At 64.4% G+C, this 3,624-nt stretch carries 4 protein-coding genes; 3 read left to right on the top strand and 1 reads right to left on the bottom strand.

All coding sequences use genetic code 11. The annotated features are described in order from the left end of the window. The coding region (rplL, locus tag WAN02_RS04270) for a 50S ribosomal protein L7/L12 (protein WP_422262933.1) at positions 1-235 on the top strand (235 nt) is incomplete at its 5' end. A 51-nt stretch (positions 236-286) separates the two neighbouring features. On the opposite strand, the gene WAN02_RS04275 is transcribed toward rplL, so the two are convergent. Then, positions 287-967: a TetR/AcrR family transcriptional regulator gene (locus tag WAN02_RS04275; protein WP_422262934.1), complete on the bottom strand. Its 681-nt coding sequence runs from the start codon at positions 965-967 to the stop codon at positions 287-289. 78 nt (positions 968-1,045) lie between these two features. Here WAN02_RS04275 and WAN02_RS04280 point away from each other — a divergent pair, with 78 nt between their 5' ends. Both WAN02_RS04280 and WAN02_RS04285 read left to right on the top strand, forming a co-directional pair. Then, on the top strand, positions 1,046-2,560 hold the full coding sequence (locus WAN02_RS04280) for a carotenoid oxygenase family protein (protein WP_422262935.1): 1,515 nt from the start codon (positions 1,046-1,048) through the stop codon (positions 2,558-2,560). 89 nt (positions 2,561-2,649) lie between these two features. Then, on the top strand, positions 2,650-3,624 hold a 975-nt coding region (locus WAN02_RS04285), incomplete at its 3' end, for an ABC transporter ATP-binding protein (RefSeq protein ID WP_422262936.1).

A 3,624-nucleotide genomic window follows, 5' to 3' on the forward strand; every position in this document is an offset into this window, starting at 1 on the left:
CGCCGAGGCCGCCGAGGAGCAGTCGGAGTTCGACGTCATCCTCGAAGCCGCCGGCGACAAGAAGATCGGCGTCATCAAGGTTGTGCGTGAGATCGTCTCGGGCCTGGGCCTGAAAGAGGCCAAGGACCTCGTCGACGGCGCGCCCAAGCCGGTTCTGGAGAAGGCGCCCAAGGAGGCTGCCGACGAGGCCAAGAGCAAGCTCGAGGCCGCCGGCGCCACCGTCACCGTCAAGTAGTCGATTCGCGACAACCCCCGGAGTCAACTCGGCTCCGGGGGTTTCGTGTATCTAGCGCTGCACCGACGCTTGCTGCGACTCTCGCGCCAGCTCTGGTGAATCACCCAGCGCAACAAGAAGATTCGTCGTCAAACCGGCCAGCACTGGCCCGACCGCGCTGCCCTGCGCACCGTAGTAGCCGGCGAGTTCGAGCATGACGAAGCCGTGAATCGCGGCCCAGAATTGCGCCGCCGTCGCTACCACGGTGGCATCGTCGGTGGGCGGACTGCCGAGTCGCCCAGCCTGCATTGCGCGGTGTACACCGCGTACGACGTGGGCGAAGCTGGGGTAGTGGTCGTCGATCTCGACCAGAGTCAGGGTGAGCACGTTGTGCGCCGGCGCATTGATGCCGTGCGCGCTGGTGCTGCCGAACATCAGCCGGTACATGTGCGGATACTCGATCGCGTAGCGCCGGTAAGCAACGCCGGTAGCCATCAGATCCGCGACCGGGTCCGACGTGGGCGGCATCGTCATCGCGGCATCGAACTGGCGCAACCCCTCCTCGGCGATCGCCGCGATCAAGCCGGGCATTCCGCCGAAATAGGTGTAGACCGCCATCGTCGACGTCCCCGCCGCACTGGCGATTTTGCGAGTCTGCAACCCGTCGGGACCGTCCTGGTTGAGGATGTCCACGGCGACGCGCAGCAACTCATCACGCACGTTGCGCTCGGTGCTCGGGCTCGGGGGAGTCATTAGCTGAACATCTTGACATAGTGCACGCCAGATGGGTATAACAATGGCATATCAATGTTATACAGCTTGGAGGCCGAAGTGAACACAGCCGTCACCGCCGCACCAGCGAACCCGTATCTCGATGACTTCCTGGCGCCGGTGAGCACCGAGGTCACCGCGACCGATCTCACGGTTACCGGACACATCCCCGACTTCCTCGACGGGCGCTACCTGCGCAACGGTCCCAACCCCGTCGCCGAGGTCGACCCCGCCACCTATCACTGGTTCACCGGTGACGGCATGGTGCACGGCGTGGCGCTGCACGGCGGCAAAGCCGATTGGTACCGGAACCGCTGGGTGCGCAGCGCGGCCGTGCGCGCGGCTCTCGGCGAGCCGGCGACCGCCGCCCGCAACCTGCGCGCAGGCATGCAGTCCCTGGGCGCCAACACCAACGTGCTGGCCCACGCCGGCAAGACCCTGGCTCTCATCGAAGGCGGCGTGGCGAACTACGAACTCAGCGACGAACTCGACACGGTCGGTGCGTGCGATTTCGACGGGACCCTCACCGGCGGCTATGCCGCCCACCCGCATCGTGACCCGCACACCGGCGAACTGCACGCGGTGTCCTACTCCTTCGCGCGCGGCAAAAGCGTGCAGTATTCCGTCATCGACACGAACGGCCACGCCCGTCGCACGGTCGACATCGAGGTCTCTGGATCGCCGATGATGCATGACTTCTCTTTGACCGACAAATATGTAGTGCTCTACGACCTGCCGGTGACCCTCGACCCGATGCAGGTGCTGCCGAAAAAGATGCCCACATGGATGCGGCGCCCGGCCCAGTTGGTGGCCCAAGCCGTCGTCGGACAGGTGCCGGTGCCCGGATCGATTGCGGCGATGATGAACCGCAACGAGAAGTCGGCCTACCAGCTTCCCTATGCCTGGAACCCGAGATACCCGGCCCGCATCGGCGTCATGCCGCGCGACGCTGGCAACAGCGACGTTCGGTGGTTCGAGATCGAACCCTGCTACGTCTACCACCCGCTGAACGCCTATTCCGAGGTCCGCAACTCGCACGAAGTCCTAGTGCTCGACGTGGTCCGCTATGAGCGGATGTTCGACCGTGACCGGCGTGGACCCGGCGACACTGCGCCCACCTTGGATCGGTGGACCATCAACCTGACCACCGGGGCGGTGACCAGCGAACGCCGCGACGACCGTTCGCAGGAATTCCCCCGGATCAACGAGACCCTGCTGGGTAGCCGGCATCGCTTCGGCTACACCGTGGGCATCGGTGGCGGGTTCGTCGACTCAGGCAGATCGAAAATGTCGTCGGCGTTGTACAAGCACGACTACGAGACCGGATCGAGCATGATCGCTCCGCTCGACCCCGAGCTGTTGATCGGCGAGATGTCGTTCATCCCGCGTCCGGCCGCCGGGTCGGCTAGCTTGTCTGAGGACGACGGAATTCTCATGGGTTACGGGTATCACCGCGGACGTGATGAGGGCCAGTTGCTGCTGCTCGACGCGCAAACTTGCGAATCGGTGGCGACGGTCCACTTGCCGCAGCGCGTACCGATGGGATTTCACGGCAACTGGGCGCCGCAGGACTGATCAAAACCGGCCTACCTGTGCGCTACAGTGACTCAAGCCACAAGCTGGTCTTGGGCTGGTATGAGCAACACTCAGCGGGAAGGTTTCGCATGGGCATCGGTATCTCGGTCGAGGGACTGACGAAGTCCTTCGGGTCCCAGCGGATCTGGGAAGACGTCACTTTGGAGATCCCGGAGGGCGAGGTCAGCGTTCTGCTGGGCCCGTCGGGTACGGGTAAGTCCGTCTTCCTGAAGTCGCTGATCGGCCTGCTGCGCCCAGAGCGCGGCTCGATCCTCGTCGACGGCACCGACATCACCGAGTGCTCGGCCAAAGAGCTGTACGACATCCGCACGCTGTTCGGTGTGATGTTCCAGGACGGCGCTCTGTTCGGGTCGATGAACCTCTACGACAACACCGCCTTCCCGCTGCGCGAGCACACCAAGAAGAAGGAAAGCGAGATCCGTGACGTCGTCATGGAGAAGCTGGAGATGGTGGGTCTGGGCGGGGATGAGAAGAAGTTCCCCGGAGAGATCTCCGGTGGTATGCGCAAGCGCGCCGGACTGGCCCGCTCGCTGGTGCTGGACCCGCAGATCATTCTGTGTGACGAGCCCGACTCAGGTCTGGACCCGGTTCGTACCGCCTACCTGAGCCAGTTGCTGATCGACATCAACGCTCAGATCGACTGCACGATCCTGATCGTGACGCACAACATCAACATCGCCCGCACGGTGCCGGACAACATGGGCATGCTGTTCCGCCGCAAGCTGGTGATGTTCGGCCCGCGTGAGGTCTTGTTGACCAGCGACGAGCCGGTCGTCAAGCAGTTCCTCAACGGTCGCCGGATCGGGCCGATCGGTATGTCGGAGGAAAAGGACGAGGCCACGATGGCCGAGGAGCAGGCTCACTTGGAGGCCGGCCACGTCGACGGCGGTGTCGAGGAGATCGAGGGCGTGCCACCGCAGATCCTCGCCACCCCCGGCATGCCGGAGCGCAAGGCCGTTGGCCGCCGCCAGGCTCGGGTCCGGGAGAACCTGCACCTGCTCCCGAAGGACGCGCAGGCAGCCATTCTGGACTCGTTCAAGGCC

The sequence above is a fragment of the Mycobacterium sp. genome (assembly GCF_049281135.1).
Lineage (GTDB): Bacteria > Actinomycetota > Actinomycetes > Mycobacteriales > Mycobacteriaceae > Mycobacterium.

Excerpts from the sequence above, each read along its gene's own strand:
- WAN02_RS04275 (WP_422262934.1), bottom strand. The coding sequence starts at position 967 with ATGACTCCCCCGAGCCCGAGCACCGAGCGCAACGTGCGTGATGAGTTG.